Origin of the sequence: Vallicoccus soli (genome assembly GCF_003594885.1) — a bacterium.
Classification (GTDB): domain Bacteria; phylum Actinomycetota; class Actinomycetes; order Motilibacterales; family Motilibacteraceae; genus Vallicoccus; species Vallicoccus soli.
The window spans coordinates 519,998-536,096 of record NZ_QZEZ01000002.1 but is presented as its reverse complement, the minus strand read 5'-3'; the positions used below and the strand labels follow the sequence as shown (position 1 = coordinate 536,096).

The 16,099-nt window shown below is 74.4% G+C and carries 13 protein-coding genes and 2 tRNA genes; 12 read left to right on the top strand and 3 right to left on the bottom strand.

Going from position 1 to position 16,099, the window contains the following annotated elements; genetic code table 11:
* Positions 1 to 9: 9 nt before the first annotated feature.
* Positions 10 to 1,698: an ATP-binding SpoIIE family protein phosphatase gene (locus D5H78_RS07720; protein WP_165865646.1), complete on the bottom strand. Its 1,689-nt coding sequence runs from the start codon at positions 1,696 to 1,698 to the stop codon at positions 10 to 12.
* Between the two features lie 136 nt (positions 1,699 to 1,834).
* Positions 1,835 to 1,905: transfer RNA gene (locus D5H78_RS07715), tRNA-Gly, on the bottom strand.
* 73 nt (positions 1,906 to 1,978) lie between these two features.
* Between D5H78_RS07715 and D5H78_RS07710 the strand changes: the two genes are divergently transcribed.
* From D5H78_RS07710 to clpX, 5 genes are all read left to right on the top strand, one after another.
* Positions 1,979 to 2,051 (top strand) — tRNA-Pro (locus D5H78_RS07710).
* Positions 2,052 to 2,125: 74 nt separating this feature from the next.
* Entirely contained in the window at positions 2,126 to 3,580 is a 1,455-nt protein-coding gene (gene tig, locus D5H78_RS07705) for a trigger factor (protein WP_119949806.1), read from the top strand.
* A 215-nt stretch (positions 3,581 to 3,795) separates the two neighbouring features.
* Positions 3,796 to 4,434, top strand: a complete 639-nt coding sequence (locus tag D5H78_RS07700) for an ATP-dependent Clp protease proteolytic subunit (RefSeq protein ID WP_119949805.1) — start codon at positions 3,796 to 3,798, stop codon at positions 4,432 to 4,434.
* 32 nt (positions 4,435 to 4,466) lie between these two features.
* Positions 4,467 to 5,099, top strand: a complete 633-nt coding sequence (locus tag D5H78_RS07695; protein ID WP_119949804.1) for an ATP-dependent Clp protease proteolytic subunit — start codon at positions 4,467 to 4,469, stop codon at positions 5,097 to 5,099.
* A gap of 210 nt (positions 5,100 to 5,309) precedes the next feature.
* The gene (gene clpX / locus D5H78_RS07690) at positions 5,310 to 6,593 is read left to right on the top strand and encodes an ATP-dependent Clp protease ATP-binding subunit ClpX (protein WP_119949803.1); all 1,284 of its coding nucleotides are present in this window, start codon (positions 5,310 to 5,312) and stop codon (positions 6,591 to 6,593) included.
* Positions 6,594 to 6,658: 65 nt separating this feature from the next.
* Here the strand turns inward: clpX and D5H78_RS07685 are convergent, their stop codons facing one another.
* Entirely contained in the window at positions 6,659 to 7,681 is a 1,023-nt protein-coding gene (locus D5H78_RS07685; RefSeq protein ID WP_119949802.1) for an NADP-dependent oxidoreductase, read from the bottom strand.
* Positions 7,682 to 7,758: 77 nt separating this feature from the next.
* Between D5H78_RS07685 and D5H78_RS07680 the strand changes: the two genes are divergently transcribed.
* From D5H78_RS07680 to D5H78_RS07650, 7 genes are all read left to right on the top strand, one after another.
* Complete coding sequence (locus tag D5H78_RS07680; RefSeq protein ID WP_119949801.1) at positions 7,759 to 10,374, top strand: valine--tRNA ligase; 2,616 nt, start codon at positions 7,759 to 7,761, stop codon at positions 10,372 to 10,374.
* Positions 10,371 to 11,732 (top strand): bifunctional tetrahydrofolate synthase/dihydrofolate synthase, encoded by a 1,362-nt coding sequence (gene folC, locus D5H78_RS07675; RefSeq protein WP_119949800.1) that lies wholly within the window; start codon positions 10,371 to 10,373, stop codon positions 11,730 to 11,732. The genes D5H78_RS07680 and folC overlap by 4 nt, the downstream gene beginning before the upstream one ends.
* Positions 11,732 to 12,088: a DUF4233 domain-containing protein gene (locus D5H78_RS07670; RefSeq protein WP_119949799.1), complete on the top strand. Its 357-nt coding sequence runs from the start codon at positions 11,732 to 11,734 to the stop codon at positions 12,086 to 12,088. The genes folC and D5H78_RS07670 overlap by 1 nt, the downstream gene beginning before the upstream one ends.
* Positions 12,089 to 12,132: 44 nt before the next feature.
* On the top strand, positions 12,133 to 13,242 hold the full coding sequence (locus D5H78_RS07665; RefSeq protein WP_119949798.1) for a UTP--glucose-1-phosphate uridylyltransferase: 1,110 nt from the start codon (positions 12,133 to 12,135) through the stop codon (positions 13,240 to 13,242).
* A gap of 57 nt (positions 13,243 to 13,299) precedes the next feature.
* Complete coding sequence (gene ndk, locus D5H78_RS07660) at positions 13,300 to 13,719, top strand: nucleoside-diphosphate kinase (protein ID WP_119949797.1); 420 nt, start codon at positions 13,300 to 13,302, stop codon at positions 13,717 to 13,719.
* A gap of 72 nt (positions 13,720 to 13,791) precedes the next feature.
* A complete protein-coding gene (locus D5H78_RS07655) occupies positions 13,792 to 15,762 on the top strand; it encodes a TIGR03960 family B12-binding radical SAM protein (RefSeq protein WP_119949796.1) in 1,971 nt (656 codons plus the stop codon).
* Positions 15,763 to 15,764: 2 nt separating this feature from the next.
* Positions 15,765 to 16,076: a hypothetical protein gene (locus D5H78_RS07650; protein ID WP_119949795.1), complete on the top strand. Its 312-nt coding sequence runs from the start codon at positions 15,765 to 15,767 to the stop codon at positions 16,074 to 16,076.
* Positions 16,077 to 16,099 lie beyond the last annotated feature (23 nt).

The window sequence follows — 16,099 nt, the reverse complement described above, 5'->3', positions numbered from 1 at the left end:
GGGGCCCCCTCAGGGGACCGCGAGCTCGAACCACACCACCTTGCCCTCGCCGGACGGCGCGGTGCCCCAGGCGTCGGCGAGCGCCTCGACGATGAGGATGCCGCGCCCGGACGTCTCGGACGGTCCGGGGTCGCGGCTCAGCGGCCCGGCCGCCCGCTCGTCGCCGACCTCGACGCGCACCCGGCCCGCGCCGCCGGTGCCCGGCTCGTGGCGCACGGCCAGCGCCACGCGCCCCTCGCCGTGCACGAGCGCGTTGGTGACGACCTCGCTGGTGAGCAGCTGGGCGCTGTCGGAGACCTCGTCGAGGCCCCAGTCCGCCAGCGCCCCCCGCACGAAAGCCCGCGCGCCGGCGACGGCCCGCAGGTCGCGCTCCAGACCGGTGCTGCGCACCTGCGGCGCGGGCGCGCCCGGCCGGCCGTCGTAGCGGGCGCAGAGCAGGGCGAGGTCGTCGCGTCGCCGCTCGGCGGCGCGCGCCGGCGCGACGAGCGCGTCGGCGAGCGCCTCCACGTCGCCCGCGCCCGGCCCGGCGGCGAGCGCGGCCAGCAGCTCGTCGGCGCCGTCGCGCCCATCGCGCGAGCCGGGCAGGCCGTCGGTGTGCAGGACGAGCAGGTCGCCGCGGGCCAGGTCGACGGTGGTGACCGGGTGCGGGGTCCCCGGCGCGACGCCGAGCGGCAGGCCGCCCTCCACCTGCAGCGCCCGGGGCGCGCCGCCGTCCGCGGGGAGCAGCAGCGGCGCCGGGTGCCCGGCGCGCACCACCTGGACCCGCGCCCCGTCCACGTCGACGCAGGCGTAGCAGCAGGTGGCGAGCACGTCGGGCGCGACCTCGGCGAGCGCCGCGTCGGCCCGGGCCAGCACGGCCTCGGGCGCGTGGCCCTCGAGCGCGTACGCCCGCAGCGTGCTGCGCAGCTGGCCCATGACGGCGGCGGCCGCGACGTCGTGGCCCTGGACGTCGCCGACGACGAGGGCGACCCGCCCGTCCGGCAGCGCCAGGGCGTCGTACCAGTCGCCGCCCACCTGCAGGCCGGCGGTCGCCGCGAGGTAGCGCCCGGCCGGGACCACCCCCGGCAGCGCGGGGAGCGCGCGCGGCAGCAGCCCGCGCTGCAGGGCGAGGGCCAGCTCGCGCTCCTGCGCGCGCAGCCGGGCCCGCTCGACCGTCTGCCCGACGAGGGCGGCGAGGGCCACGAGCAGGCTGCGCTCCTGGGCGGGGAAGCCGCGGGGCGCGGCGTACGCGACCGTCAGGCAGCCCGTCGCGCGGCCGCCGACGACGAGGGGCAGGAACGCCCAGGCGTGCTTGCCCGTCGCCTCGACCACGTGCCCGAGGTGCGGGTACGCCGCGCCGTACTCCGCCCGGGAGGCGAGGAACCGGGGCTCCCGGGTGCGCATCGTGTCGCTGATGGGGGCGTTGCGCGCGACCTCGATGCCGTCGAGCAGCTCCACCGCGCGCCGGGGGTAGCCCGCGTGCCCGACGAGCCGGAGCCGGCCGGACTCGGCGAGGGAGACGAGGACCCCGTCCGCGGAGAAGGCCGGGAGCACGGTGCGCACGACCGCGTCGGTGACGTCGGGGAGCGCCTCGGCCTGCGCCAGCGCCGTCGAGCAGGCGAGGACCTGCGCGGCCCTGCCGCCGTCGTCCCCCTCGTGGACGCCCGAGCCGCCGCCGCCCCGCCCCGCGCCACCGCCCCGCCCCGCGCCACCGCCCACGCCGCGCCCCCGCCCGCATGCCGCCCACCGCCGTCGGGCCATCCTGCCGCAGGGCGCGGGCCGCGAGGGAGGGGGCGCGGAGCGACGCGCAGGGGCCGCGGAGGGGCCGCGGAGGGGCGCAGCGGGGGGCGAGGGGAGCGGGTGACCGGGATCGAACCGGCATGACCAGCTTGGAAGGCTGGGGCTCTGCCATTGAGCTACACCCGCGGGCGGGCGCGCGCCGGCGCCGCAGCACCGTCGACCGCACACCCGGACGGGCCCTAGACTGCCACAGGCGCCGCGGGGCGTAGCGTAGTGGCTAGCGCGCCTGCTTTGGGAGCAGGAGATCGGGAGTTCGAGTCTCCCCGCCCCGACCCAGCAGGCCCCGCCGCAGCAGACGCAGCCAGACGCAGCAGACACGGACCCCTGACCAAGGAGACTCGCAGCAGTGAAGAGCGCCCTCGAGACCCTCAACCCCACGAGGGTCAAGCTGACCGTCGAGGTGCCCTTCGACGAGCTGAAGCCGAGCCTCGACGCGGCGTACAAGAAGATCGCCTCGCAGGTGCAGATCCCCGGCTTCCGGCGCGGCAAGGTGCCCCCGCGCCTCATCGACCAGCGCTTCGGGCGCGGCGCGGTGCTCGAGGAGGCCGTCAACGAGGCGCTGCCGCGGTTCTACGGCGACGCGGTGCGCGAGAACGACGTGGCCATCGTCGGCCAGCCCGAGGTCGAGGTCACCGAGCTCAACGACGGCGAGCAGCTCACCTTCACCGCCGAGGTCGACGTCGTGCCGACCTTCGAGGTGCCGGAGTACGAGGGCCTCGAGGTCTCCGTCGACGACGTCGAGGTCACCGACGCCGACGTGGACGAGGCGCTGCAGTCGCTGCGCGAGCGCTTCGGCACGCTCACCGGCGTCGACCGCCCGGCGCAGGAGGGCGACTTCCTGTCGATCGACCTCGTCGCCAAGGTCGGCGACGAGGAGGTCGACTCGGTCAGCGGCATGAGCTACCAGGTCGGCAGCACCAACATGCTCGACGGCCTCGACGAGGCCGTGCGCGGGCTGTCCGCGGGCGAGCAGCGCACCTTCACCACCGAGCTCGCCGGCGGCGAGCACGCGGGCGAGACCGCCGACGTCACCGTCACGGTCGCCAGCGTCAAGGAGCGCGAGCTGCCCGAGCTCGACGACGAGTTCGCCCAGACCGCGAGCGAGTTCGACACCGTCGAGGAGCTGCGCGCCGACGCCCGCACCCGGGTGGAGCGGCAGAAGGCCCTCGAGCAGGGCGTGCAGGCCCGCGACCGCGCCCTCGAGGCGCTGCTCGCGAAGGTCGACGTCCCGCTCCCGGAGACCCTCGTCAAGGCCGAGGTCGACGGGCGCATGCACAACCTCGCGCACCAGCTCGAGGCGGCCGGCATGACCAAGGAGCAGTACCTCCAGGGCGAGGAGCGCACCGAGGAGGACTTCGACGCCGAGGTCGAGCAGCGCGCCCGCGAGTCGATCAAGGCCCAGTTCGTGCTCGACAAGATCGCCGCCGAGCAGCAGCTGCAGCCGAGCGAGGCCGAGGTGACCGAGCACCTCGTGCGCAGCGCGCAGCGCTACGGCATGCAGCCGCAGGACTTCGTCAACCAGATCGTGCAGGGCGGGCAGGTCCAGTCGCTCATCTCCGAGGTCGTGCGGGGCAAGGCGCTCGCCGCGGTCCTCGAGGCCGCGCGGGTCACCGACGCCTCCGGGCGCACCGTGGACCTCGAGGCCCTGCGCGAGCCGGGCGAGGACGAGGACGCCGGGCCGGCGGAGGTCGGCGAGGGCGTCGTGGACGCGGCCGAGGGCGTCGAGGGCGAGGGCGCCGAGGACCAGCCCCTCGAGGACGGCGCGACCGCCGAGGACGTCGAGGCGGCGCCGCGGTCCTGACCGCCGCCAGCCAGCACCACCCGGGAGCCGGGGCGCCGACGCGCCCCGGCTCCCGCGCGTACGGCTCCCGCCACCTCCGCCGCCTGCTCCGCCCCTGGCGAACAGGGCCGGGGCCGGGACGTCGGGGGAGCGCCCGCCCGTTACTGTCGGCACCGGCGGACGAGAGCCCGACCGACCCGATCCAGCAGCCCGACGCACAAGCAGGTGACGCCGCAGTGACCACCCTCATCCGGCCGAGCGGGACCCTCGCCGAGGCGCGCACGCAGGCGCCCGGCGGCCTGGGCCTCGACGACCAGGTCTACAACCGCCTCCTGCGCGAGCGGATCATCTTCCTGGGCTCCGAGGTGCGCGACGAGAACGCCAACGCCATCTGCGCCCAGCTGATGCTCCTCGCCGCGGAGGACCCGCAGAAGGACATCTTCCTCTACATCAACTCGCCCGGCGGCTCCGTCTCGGCCGGCCTGGCGATCTACGACACGATGCAGTACGTCGAGAACGACGTCGCGACGGTGGGCCTCGGCCTGGCCGCGTCCATGGGGCAGTTCCTGCTCTGCGCGGGCACCAAGGGCAAGCGCTACGCGACCCCGCACGCGCGGATCATGATGCACCAGCCCTCCGGCGGCATCGGCGGCACGGCCTCGGACATCAAGATCCTCGCCGAGGAGATGCTCTACACCAAGCGCAAGCTGGCCGAGCTCATCGCGTTCCACACCGGGCAGTCCGAGGAGCAGATCGAGCGCGACTCCGACCGCGACCGGTGGTTCACCGCCGAGCAGGCGCGCGAGTACGGGTTCGTCGACCACGTCGTGAGCCGCGCCGGCCAGGTGAGCGGCTCCGGCGGCACCGGCGCCTGACCCTCGACCCGACCCACGACGGAGCCCACCCCATGAGCGAGCCGACCATGAGCACGAGCCCCAGCAGCCGCTACGTCCTCCCCGTCATCGAGGAGCGCACGAGCTACGGCTTCAAGCGCGTCGACCCCTACACCAAGCTGTTCGAGGAGCGCATCATCTTCCTCGGCCAGGCGATCGACGACACCATCGCGAACGACGTCCTCGCCCAGCTGCTCACGCTGGAGTCGATGGACCCCGACCGCGACATCCAGATCTACATCAACTCCCCGGGCGGCTCGTTCACGGCGCTCACGGCGATCTACGACACGATGCAGTACGTCGCGCCGGAGATCCAGACGGTCTGCCTCGGCATGGCCGCCTCGGCCGCCTCGGTGCTGCTCGCCGCCGGCACCCCCGGCAAGCGGCTCACCGTGCCCAACGCCAAGATCCTCATCCACCAGCCGGCGATGTCCGGCGCCGCCTACGGGCAGGCCAGCGACCTGGAGATCCAGGCGCAGGAGGTGCTGCGGATGCGGGCGTGGCTCGAGGACACCTACGCCAAGCACACCAACGTCGACGTCGAGCAGGTCCGCCGCGACATCGAGCGCGACAAGTACCTCTCGGCCACCGAGGCGGTCGAGTACGGCCTCGTGGACCGGGTCCTCACCAACCGCCGCGCCGGCTGAGGCCGGCCGGCGGGGGCGGGACGGACCGGGGCAGGGCGGCACGAGCCGCACGCGGGGCACGGCGCGCAGGGCCCGTTGGGCCGTACGGGTCGTGCCCCGCGCGCCGCGCCCCCCGGGGCGCGCCAGGACGGCGACGGGCCCCCGGTTCTCGGGTACGGTCAGGGGACGTGACGGATCCGGCGAGGGCCGGGGTCGATCGAAGGGACGCGGGTGGCACGCATCGGCGACGGCGGCGACCTGCTGAAGTGCTCGTTCTGCGGGAAGAGCCAGAAGCAGGTCAAGAAGCTCATCGCGGGCCCTGGGGTCTACATCTGCGACGAGTGCATCGACCTCTGCAACGAGATCATCGAGGAGGAGCTCTCCGACAGCGGTGAGGTGTCGTGGGACGAGCTCCCCAAGCCCCGCGAGATCTACGAGTTCCTCGACCAGTACGTGATCGGCCAGGAGCGGGCCAAGAAGGCCCTGTCGGTGGCCGTCTACAACCACTACAAGCGGGTGCAGGCGGGCGACACCGGCAAGCCGGGGCGCGACGACCACGTCGAGCTCGGCAAGTCCAACATCCTGCTCCTCGGGCCCACCGGCTGCGGCAAGACGCTGCTGGCGCAGACGCTGGCGCGCATGCTCAACGTCCCGTTCGCCATCGCCGACGCGACCGCGCTCACCGAGGCGGGCTACGTCGGCGAGGACGTCGAGAACATCCTGCTCAAGCTGATCCAGGCGGCCGACTACGACGTCAAGAAGGCCGAGACCGGGATCATCTACATCGACGAGGTCGACAAGATCGCCCGCAAGAGCGAGAACCCGTCGATCACCCGCGACGTCTCCGGCGAGGGCGTGCAGCAGGCGCTGCTGAAGATCCTCGAGGGCACGACCGCGTCGGTGCCGCCGCAGGGCGGGCGCAAGCACCCGCACCAGGAGTTCATCCAGATCGACACGACGAACGTCCTGTTCATCGTCGGCGGCGCGTTCGCCGGCCTGGACAAGATCGTCGAGCAGCGCGCCGGCAAGAAGGGCCTGGGCTTCGGCTCGCAGCTGCGCTTCGCCAGCGAGGTCGAGTCGGCCGACGTGTTCGGCGACGTGTTGCCCGAGGACCTGCTGAAGTTCGGCATGATCCCGGAGTTCATCGGGCGCCTGCCGGTGATCACGAGCGTGCACAACCTCGACCGCGAGGCGCTCGTGCGCATCCTCACGGACCCGAAGAACGCGCTGGTCAAGCAGTACAAGAAGCTCTTCGACCTCGACGGGGTCGAGCTCGAGTTCACCCCCGACGCGCTCGAGGCGGTGGCCGACCAGGCCATCCGGCGCGGCACCGGCGCCCGCGGCCTGCGGGCGATCATGGAGGAGGTCCTCCTGTCGGTGATGTACGACGTCCCCTCCCGCGAGGACGTCGCCCGCTGCGTCGTCACCCGCGAGGTCGTGCTCGAGCACGTCAACCCGACCCTCGTGCCGCGCGAGGCCCCGCCCAAGCGCGAGCGCCGCGAGAAGAGCGCCTGAGCGCGGGCGACCCCGAGCCGCCACCCGAGCCCCGCAGGTCAGCGCCCTGCGGGGCTCCGGCGCGCTCAGAGCCGCACGAGGACCTTGCCGCCGCCGCCCGCGCCGGTGAAGAGCCCGATGAAGGCCTCGGGCGCGCGCTCGATCCCCTCGTGCACCGTCTCGCGCACCCGCAGCGCGCCGTCGGCCAGCCAGCCGCCGACCTCCTCCAGGAAGCGCGGGCGCAGGTGCTCGTGGTCGCCGACGATGAACCCGCGCAGGGTCAGCCGCTTGCCGACCGCGAGGCCGAGCCCGTGCACCGGGTCGCCGCCGGACTCGTCGTTGTAGGTGCTGATCGCCCCGCACAGCGCCACCCGCCCGTGCGGGCGCAGGACGCGCAGCGCCGCCTCGAGCTGCGCGCCGCCGACGTTGTCGAAGCACACGTCCACCCCGTCGGGCGCCACCCGGCGCAGCTGCTCCAGCGCGGGCCCGTCGTGGTGGTCGAACGCGGCGTCGAGGCCGAGCTCGTCGACGAGCCAGCGCACCTTCTCCGGCGAGCCCGCCGAGCCGACGACCCGGGAGGCGCCCTTGAGCCGGGCGAGCTGCCCGGCGACGGAGCCGACGGCGCCGGACGCGCCCGCGACGAAGACCGCGTCGCCGGGGCGCAGCGCGGCCACCTCGACGAGGCCGGCGTACGCGGTGAGCCCGGTCATCCCGAGCACGCCGAGGAAGGCGCTGGGCGAGACGCCCGCGGGCACGTCGAGCCGGGTGGCCCGGTCGGCGTCGCCGACCCACCACTCGCGCCACCCGCCCCCGTGCAGGACGAGGTCCCCCTCGGCGAGCCCGTCGGCGCGCGAGGCGACGACCTCGCCCACCGCGCCGCCGGTGAGGACGTCGCCGACGGCGTACGGGGGGACGTACGAGGGGACGTCGCGCATGCGCCCGCGCATGTAGGGGTCGACGGACATCCAGCGGTTGCGCACGAGGACCTGCCCCGGGCCCGGCGCGGGGACCTCGACCTCGACGAGGGCGAAGTCGCCGGCGACCGGCTCGCCGACGGGGCGCGACGCGAGGTGGACCTCGCGCCCGGTGTTGGGGCTGCTGCTGCTCATGGCCCGGTCCCTACCCGCGGCGCGCACGCCGCAGGCGGACCGGGCGCGGCGGGGCCCGGCTCGTAGACTCAGCACCCGTGAGCACCCCGCCGTCCGCCGAGAGCCTGCCGTCGACGTTCACCCCGTCGGAGGTGGAGGGCCCGGCCTACCGCCGCTGGGTCGAGCAGGGGTGCTTCACCCCGCCGGCCGAGCCGCGCGGGGAGCCGTACGCGATCGTCATCCCGCCGCCGAACGTCACCGGCAGCCTGCACCTCGGGCACGCGCTCAACCACACCCTCATGGACGTGCTGACCCGCCGGCGGCGCATGCAGGGCCACGACGTGCTGTGGCTGCCCGGCATGGACCACGCGGGCATCGCGACGCAGAACGTGGTCGAGCGCGAGCTCGCCAAGGAGGGCCTGACCCGCCACGACCTGGGTCGCGAGGCGTTCGTCGAGCGCGTGTGGCGGTGGAAGGAGAAGTACGGCGGGCGGATCCTCGACCAGATGCGCCGCCTCGGCGAGGGCGTGGACTGGTCCCGCGAGCGCTTCACCATGGACGAGGGCCTCTCGCGCGCCGTCCAGACGATCTTCAAGCGGCTCTACGACGACGAGCTCATCTACCGCGCCGAGCGGATCATCAACTGGTGCCCGCGCTGCCTCACCGCGCTCTCGGACATCGAGGTCGAGCACTCCGACGACGACGGCGAGCTCGTCTCGATCCGCTACGGCGAGGGCGACGCGTCGATCGTCGTCGCGACCACCCGCGCCGAGACGATGCTGGGCGACACCGCGGTGGCGGTGCACCCCGACGACGAGCGCTACGCGCACCTCGTCGGCACCGAGGTCGAGCTGCCGCTGACCGGGCGGCGCATCCCCGTCGTCGCCGACCCGCACGTGGACCCGTCGTTCGGCACGGGCGCGGTCAAGGTGACCCCGGCGCACGACCCCAACGACTTCGAGATCGGGCGCCGGCACGACCTGCCGATGCCGGTGGTCATGGACGAGCGCGGCACCATCACCGTGCCGGGACCGTTCCAGGGCCTGGACCGGCTCGAGGCGCGGCCGGCGGTCGTGGCCGCCCTGCGCGAGGACGGGCGGGTCGTCGCGGAGAAGCGGCCGTACGTGCACGCGGTGGGGCACTGCTCCCGCTGCGACACGGTGGTCGAGCCGCGGCTGTCGCTGCAGTGGTTCGTGCGGGTCGAGCCGCTGGCGAAGGCGGCGGGCGACGCGGTGCGCGACGGGCGGGTGCAGATCGTGCCGCGCTCGATGGAGTCGCGCTACTTCGGCTGGGTCGACGACATGCACGACTGGTGCATCAGCCGGCAGCTGTGGTGGGGCCACCGCATCCCCGTCTGGTACGGCCCCGGCGGCGAGGTCCGCTGCGTGGGCCCGGACGAGGAGCCGCCGGCGGGGGAGGGCTGGGAGCAGGACCCCGACGTCCTGGACACCTGGTTCTCCAGCGCCCTGTGGCCGTTCTCGACCCTGGGCTGGCCGGACGACACCTCCGACCTGCGCCGCTTCTACCCGACCTCGGTGCTGCTCACGGGCTACGACATCATCTTCTTCTGGGTCGCCCGCATGATGATGTTCGGCCTCTACGCCATGGACGGGCGCGAGCCGTTCCGCACCGTGACCCTCACCGGGCTGGTGCGCGACAAGAACGGCAAGAAGATGAGCAAGTCGCGCGGCAACGTCGTCGACCCGCTCGACTGGATGGACCGGTACGGCTCCGACGCCGTCCGCTTCTCCCTGACCCGCGGGGCCAACCCCGGCGTCGACCAGGCGGTCAACGAGGAGTGGGTGCAGGGCGCGCGCAACTTCTGCACCAAGCTCTGGAACGCGACCCGCTTCGCGATGCTCAACGGTGCGCGCCTGGGCGAGCTGCCGCCCGCCGAGGAGCTGTCAACGCTCGACCGCTGGGTGCTCTCCCGCCTCGCCGAGACGGTCGAGGAGGTCGACCGGCTCTACGAGGGGTACGAGTTCGCCAAGGCCTCCGAGGCGATCTACCACTTCGCGTGGGACGAGGTCTGCGACTGGTACCTCGAGCTGGCCAAGACCGAGCTGGCGGGGGAGGGCGCCGAGCGCACCCGCGTCGTGCTGGGGCACGTCCTCGACCAGCTGCTGCGCCTGCTGCACCCCATCGCGCCGTTCGTCACCGACGAGCTGTGGCGCGCCCTCACCGGCGGCGACACGCTCGTCACCGCGGCGTGGCCCCGGGCCGACCGCGACCGGCTCGACCCGGCGGCGGCGGAGCAGGTCGATGCCGTGCAGCGCCTCGTCACCGAGGTCCGGCGCTTCCGCAGCGACCAGGGCGTCAAGCCGACCCAGCGGGTCGCGGCCCGGCTCACCGGGCTCGACGGGTCGCCGGCCGCGGCGTTCGAGGAGCACGTGCGGGCGCTCGCGAGGCTGCAGCCCGTCGCCGACGACGTCGCGGCAAGCGCTTCCCTGCCCGTTCCGCTCGGCGGCGCGACGGTGACCGTCGAGCTCGACCTGCGCGGCACGGTCGACGTCGCCGCCGAGCGCAAGCGGCTCGACAAGGACCTGCAGGCGGCGCAGAAGGAGCTCGCCCAGTGCGACGCCAAGCTCGGCAACGAGGGCTTCCTCGCCAAGGCGCCGGAGAAGGTCGTCGCCGGCATCCGCGCGCGCCGCGAGACCGCCACCGCGGACATCGAGCGCCTCACCGCCCAGCTCGACGCGCTGCCGCCGGCATGAGCGAGGCACGGGAGCGGGCCCGCGAGGCGCTCGCCGAGCGGGTCCGCGAGGTCGAGCGGGCGATCCTCGCCCGCACGCCCGAGCACGCGCTGGACCCCTCCCTGGAGCGGATCGCGGACCTCGTCGACCTGCTCGGCGCCCCGCAGCGGGCCTTCCCGGTCGTGCACGTCACCGGCACCAACGGCAAGACGTCGACCGCCCGCATGGTCGACGCCCTGCTGCGGTCCTTCGGCCTGCGCACGGGCCGGTTCACCAGTCCGCACCTGCACCGGATGCAGGAGCGCATCACGGTCGAGGGCGAGCCGGTCGACGACGAGCGCTTCGTCCGGGCGTACGAGGACGTCGAGCCGTACCTCGACCTCGTGGACGCCCGGCACGGCGAGCGGCTGTCGTTCTTCGAGGTGCTCGTCGCGATGGCGTACGCCGCCTTCGCCGACGCGCCGGTCGACGTCGCGGTCGTCGAGGTCGGCATGGGCGGGCGCTGGGACGCGACGAACGTCGCCGACGGGCAGGTGGCCGTCGTGACGCCCGTGGCGGTCGACCACACCGCGTTCCTCGGCAGCACCCCCGAGGAGATCGCGGGGGAGAAGGCCGGGATCGTCAAGGAGGGTGCCGTCGCGGTCGTCGCGCAGCAGGAGGTCGCGGTCGCCGAGGTGCTGCTGCGCCGCGCCGTCGAGGTCGGGGCCACCGTGGCCCGGGAGGGGCTCGAGTTCGGCGTCGTGGACCGCCAGGTCGCCGTCGGCGGGCAGCAGCTCGTGCTGCGCGGGCTCGGGGGGACGTACGAGGACCTCTTCCTCCCGCTGCACGGCGCGCACCAGGCGCACAACGCGGCCGTCGCCCTCGCCGCGGTCGAGGCGTTCCTCGGCGGCGGCTCCGGCACGCTCGACGTCGACGCGGTGCGCGCCGGGTTCGCGCAGGCCGACTCCCCGGGCCGCCTGGAGGTCGCGCGCCGCTCGCCGACGGTGCTGCTCGACGCCGCGCACAACCCCGCCGGTGCCGCGGCCACCGCGGCGGCGCTGCAGGAGGCGTTCGACTTCCGCCGGCTCGTCGGCGTCGTCTCGGTCATGGCCGACAAGGACGTCCTCGGCGTGCTCGCGGCCCTCGAGCCCGTGCTGGCCGAGGTGGTCGTCACCGAGGCTGCGACGGAGCGCGCCCTCGGCGTCGACGAGCTCGCCGCCGCGGCGGTCGAGGTCTTCGGCGAGGACCGCGTGGAGGTCGTGCCGCGGCTCGACGACGCGCTCGACGCCGCGGTCGCGCTGGCCGAGGAGGAGGACGGCGGGGTCGGGGCGGGCGTGCTCGTCACCGGCTCGGTCCGCACGGTCGCCGAGGCGCGCACGCTGCTGGGGCGGGCCCGCTGATGCGCTACCGCCGGATCGTCTGCGCGAGCGTCCTCGTCTCGGAGGCGCTCGTCGTCCTCTTCGCCGGGCTCGTCGCGCTGCCGCTCACCGACGTCCCCGACGCCACCGTCTGGTGGGTGACGGGGCTCGGGTCGCTGGCCTGCCTGCTGCTGGCCGGGATGCTGCGCCGGCCCTGGGCGTACGTCGCGGGGTCGGTGCTGCAGGTGCTCATCATCGCCTCGGGCCTCTGGGTGCGGTCGATGTTCTTCGTCGGCGCGGTGTTCGCCGCGCTCTGGGTGTCGGCCTTCGTGCTCGCCCGGCGGGTCGAGGCGGTGCAGGAGGGCTTCCGGCGGGACCGCCCGGCCGGCGACGCCTGACCCGGACGTGGTCGCCGGGGGGCGCCTGGGGTAGGAACGTCCCCATGACTGCCTCCATCCCGGGCGCGTCCCCGAAGGCGCTCGAGACCCTCGACGCGTACGGCTTCGACGAGCGCACGTTCCTCGACCTGCAGGCGAGGGTCCGCGACGGCAGCCTCTCGCCGGGGAGCAACGTCCTGCAGGACGTCGAGCCCCCCGCCCCCGGCGACCTCGTCGACCTGCCGGAGCCGGGCAGCGACGAGCACGCCGCGGCGCGCGAGGCCGGCCTGGAGGTGCTGCGGGCCGGGGCCTTCGCCTCGGTCGTGCTCAACGGGGGCATGGCGAGCCGCTTCGGCGGCGTGGTCAAGGGCGCCGTCGAGGCGGTCGACGGGCGCAGCTTCCTCGAGCTCAAGCTCGGGCACACCGCCGAGCTGGCCCGCGAGGTCGGCGCCGACGTGCCGACCGTGGTCATGACGAGCTTCAGCACCGACGGCCCCACCCGCGAGCTGCTCGCGGACAAGGGCATGGCGCCGCTGATCTTCAGCCAGTACGTCAGCCTGCGCCTCGAGCCCGACGGCGAGCTGTTCCGCACCGCCGACGGCGACGTGTCGCTGTACGGCCCAGGGCACGGCGACGCGCTCATCGCGCTGCGGGCCTCGGGCACCCTGGCCGGGCTGCGCGAGCGGGGCGTCCGCTACCTCATGGTGTCGAACGTGGACAACCTGCCCGCGCGCGTGGACCCGGTCGTCCTCGGGATGCACGTGCGGCAGGGGCGCCCGATGACCGCGGAGGTCGTGCCCAACGAGGGCGACGTCGGCGGCGCGCCCGCGCGCGTCGCGGGGCGGCCCATGGTCGTGGAGTCGATGCGCTTCCCGCCGGGCTTCGACCACTCCAGCCTGCCGGCCACCAACGTCAACACCATGACCTTCGACCTCGACGCGCTCGACCGCGACTGGGACCTCACCTGGGTCCACGTGCAGAAGAAGGTCGAGGGGCGCACCGCCGTGCAGCTGGAGCGCATGTGCCACGAGGCGTCGGCGGTGCTCGACACGACGTACCTCGTCGTGCCGGCCACCGGGCCGCACGGGCGGTTCATCCCGGTGAAGACGCCGGCGGACCTCGAGGCCGTGCAGCCGCAGCTGCGCGAGCTGCTCGCCCGGCCCGTCCTCGGCTGAGCGGGTGCCCCTAGGCTGGACCGCGGCACCCGTACCCGCGCCCCGCAAGGAGACCCCGTGACCGAGCGCACCCTCGTCCTCGTCAAGCCCGACGGCGTGCGCCGGGGGCTCGTCGGCGAGGTGCTGTCGCGGCTGGAGCGGCGCGGCTTCACCCTCGCCGCGCTCGAGCTGCGCCAGCTGGACCGCGCGACGCTGGAGCGGCACTACGAGGAGCACCGGGGCAAGCCGTTCTTCGAGCCGCTCGTCGAGTTCATGCTCAGCGGCCCGGTCGTCGCGATGGTCGTCGAGGGCCAGCGGGTCATCGAGACGTTCCGCGCGATGGCCGGCGCGACGGACCCGGTGGCGGCCGCGCCGGGCACCCTGCGCGGCGACCTCGGGCGCGACTGGGGCCTGAAGGTCCAGCAGAACCTCGTGCACGGCTCGGACTCCCCGGAGTCGGCGCAGCGCGAGATCGGGATCTTCTTCCCCGCGCTCTGAGGACGGGGGCCGCCCGCCGCGCGGCTACCCTGGGGAGCGCCCGTACGCCCGCCACCCCCGGAGCAGCGCCGCATGCCTGTCGAGTCCGTCTTCTCCCGGCTGGAGCCCCTGCTCCCGCAGGTGCAGAAGCCCATCCAGTACGTCGGCGGGGAGCTCGGCTCCACGGCGAAGGACTGGGACGCGTGCGACGTGCGGTGGGCGCTCATGTACCCCGACGCGTACGAGGTGGGCGTGCCCAACCAGGGCACGATGATCCTCTACGAGGTCCTCAACGAGCAGGACGGCGTCCTGGCCGAGCGGACGTACGCGGTCTGGCCCGACCTGGCCGCCCTCATGCGCGAGCACGGGGTCCCGCAGTTCACGGTCGACAGCCACCGGCCGGTCGGCGCGTTCGACGTGCTCGGGCTCTCGTTCTCCACCGAGCTCGGCTACACCAACATGCTCGAGGCGCTCGACCTCGCCGGCGTCCCGCTCGAGGCGCGCGAGCGCACCCTCGACGACCCGTTCGTCGTCGCCGGCGGGCACGCCGCCTTCAACCCCGAGCCGGTCGCCGACTTCATCGACGCGGCCGTGGTCGGCGACGGCGAGCAGGCCGTCCTGGAGATCACGGCGATCCTGCGGGCCTGGAAGGCGGAGGGCCGCCCGGGCGGGCGCGAGGAGCTGCTCCTGCGCCTGGCCCGCACCGGCGGGGTGTACGTCCCCGCGTTCTACGACGTCGACTACCTGCCGGACGGGCGCATCCGGCGCGTCGTGCCGAACCGCCCCGGCGTGCCGTGGCGGGTCAGCAAGCACACGGTCATGGACCTCGACGCGTGGCCGTACCCGAAGCAGCCCCTGGTCCCGCTCGCCGAGAGCGTCCACGAGCGCATGTCGGTGGAGATCTTCCGCGGGTGCACCCGCGGCTGCCGCTTCTGCCAGGCCGGGATGATCACCCGGCCGGTGCGCGAGCGGTCGATCGAGGGCATCGGCGCGATGGTCGAGAAGGGGCTGGCCGCCACCGGCTTCGAGGAGGTGGGCCTGCTCTCGCTGTCCAGCGCGGACCACTCCGAGATCGGCGACATCACCAAGGGCCTCGCGGACCGCTACGAGGGCACTCAGACCTCGCTGTCCCTGCCGTCGACCCGCGTCGACGCCTTCAACGTGGACCTGGCCAACGAGCTGACCCGCAACGGGCGCCGCTCCGGGCTCACCTTCGCCCCCGAGGGCGGCTCGGAGCGCATCCGCAAGGTGATCAACAAGATGGTCACCGAGGACGACCTCCTCCGCACCGTCACCACGGCGTACGCCAACGGCTGGCGCCAGGTGAAGCTCTACTTCATGTGCGGGCTCCCCACGGAGACCGACGAGGACGTGCTGCAGATCGCCGAGCTCGCCCGCAAGGTCATCAAGGCCGGGCGCGAGGTCACCGGGCGCAACGACATCCGCTGCACCGTGTCGATCGGCGGGTTCGTCCCCAAGCCGCACACGCCCTTCCAGTGGGCGCCGCAGCTGGGGCACGAGGAGACCGACGCCCGCCTGGCGAAGCTGCGCGACGCCGTGCGCTCGGACCGCTCGACCGCGCGCGCCGTCGGCTTCCGCTACCACGACGGCAAGCCCGGCATCGTCGAGGGCCTGCTCTCGCGCGGCGACCGCCGCGTCGGCAAGGTCGTGCGGGCGGTCTGGGAGGACGGCGGCCGCTTCGACGGCTGGAGCGAGCACTTCTCCTTCGAGCGCTGGATGCGCTGCGCGGAGCGGGCGCTGGCCGACGAGCCGGTGGACGTCGACTGGTACACCGTGCGCGAGCGCGAGCAGAACGAGGTCCTGCCCTGGGACCACCTGGACTCCGGGCTCGACAAGGACTGGCTCTGGGACGACTGGCAGGAGGCCCTCGCCGGCGACGACGGGGCCGAGGTCGAGGACTGCCGCTGGACCCCGTGCTTCGACTGCGGCGTCTGCCCGCAGATGGGCACCGACATCCAGGTCGGCCCCACCGGGCGCACCCTGCTGCCCGTCACCTCCATCACCTCGGGCGGCAAGCAGCTGCTCGCCGGCGGCGCGGGCTGAGCGTGCCGCGCAGGCCGCGGGGCTCCGCCTCGACCAGGGTCGCCGCCTCGGGGGAGTGGTTCGACGAGGAGGGGCCGGTGCGCCAGCGCCTGCCCGCCGGCGAGGTGCACGGCTGGGAGCCGGGCACGAACCAGACCCTGTGCGGGCTGCCGCTCTCGCGGGCCGGGCTGCGCGCCTTCAGCCACGTGCGCTGGGGGGACGTGCAGCCCGCCACCGGCGGCGCCGCCGACCAGGTGGCCTCGGTCTGCCCGCGCTGCGCCGCCGCCTTCGGCCGCCCGGCCGCGCGCTGGACCCGTACCGACCCCAGGCCCTGACCCGGGCGCGACCCGACCCACCC